Source organism: Psychromonas antarctica, from assembly GCF_022267535.1.
GTDB lineage: Bacteria > Pseudomonadota > Gammaproteobacteria > Enterobacterales > Psychromonadaceae > Psychromonas > Psychromonas antarctica.
Map to the genome: position 1 here is coordinate 1 of NZ_JAHNZV010000262.1, position 950 is coordinate 950.

At 36.6% G+C, this 950-nt stretch carries 1 pseudogene; it reads right to left on the reverse strand.

Annotated elements, in window-relative coordinates:
* A pseudogene (locus tag KSO91_RS17380) lies at positions 1 to 767 on the reverse strand (hypothetical protein); the annotation flags it as partial.
* Positions 768 to 950: the final 183 nt, after the last annotated feature.

Genomic DNA, 950 nt, shown 5'->3' on the forward strand with positions numbered 1-950 from the left:
TCAGTTAGATAAGTATGATCGCCTGGTTTAGCGACAAATAAACAGTGCATACCATTTTCAATGGTGGTTTCTATCATGGGTTGATGGGACATCAACCCATCTCCACAAATCATAAATTTCTGTCGAGGGTGGGCGCGACGTAGATTTTCAATAAATCGCTTAGCTGCTTTGCTTTCACAATCCTGTTTTTTAGTCCCATCTTTATTCGTAATAGCCTCAGGCATCACGGGTAATACCTGCTTTTGATCTGGGTGCATAATCGCACCTTGCAAAACACCGTGGCTATAGGTGATCTCACCACTTTTTTTATTCTTTTTGGTTAAACAGCAATCGCAATGAACAGTTTTAGAGCTGTGGTATTGTGTGCCATCAATCGTGCACATCAATACATTAGGCAAAATGTTGTAGGCTTCTAAGTGCTTATGTCGCCTGAGTCGCTCAAAATAATCTTTAAAGACACTCGCGAGTTCCTCGCCGGGCACGTTATCAAGTACATCTCGTAATTGGGTATCACTTGGAATGTTGCTAACATTGAAAATAGTTTGCAAATTATTGCATTGATATTTTTGCTCAAGCCTTTTTTGAAAATGAAGTAATGAGGGATCCTGGAAATACATACAAGCGAATGCGCTCATTAATATATCGTGCTGACTAAAAAGGCATTTACCCTGTTGTCGTATATCTGTTGTAGCAGAAAAACACTCGGATAATGACTTTCTGAGTGCATTGAAGTTTAAGTGTTTCTTTGATTTTAATTGCGAAACCATATATTCACCAAAATAATAAGTTGTTCTTATTTTGATCTGATCCTTGAATTAACAAAAAGTTCAATTTTTTTTACATTTATTAAAAATAATTTGAAGAAAAGAGAAATTTAGCGCGAAAAGTATTTTTTGATATCTCTCGCAGCCCTTGTATAGCTTGAAAATTATTTTCACCGAGAATTGCTG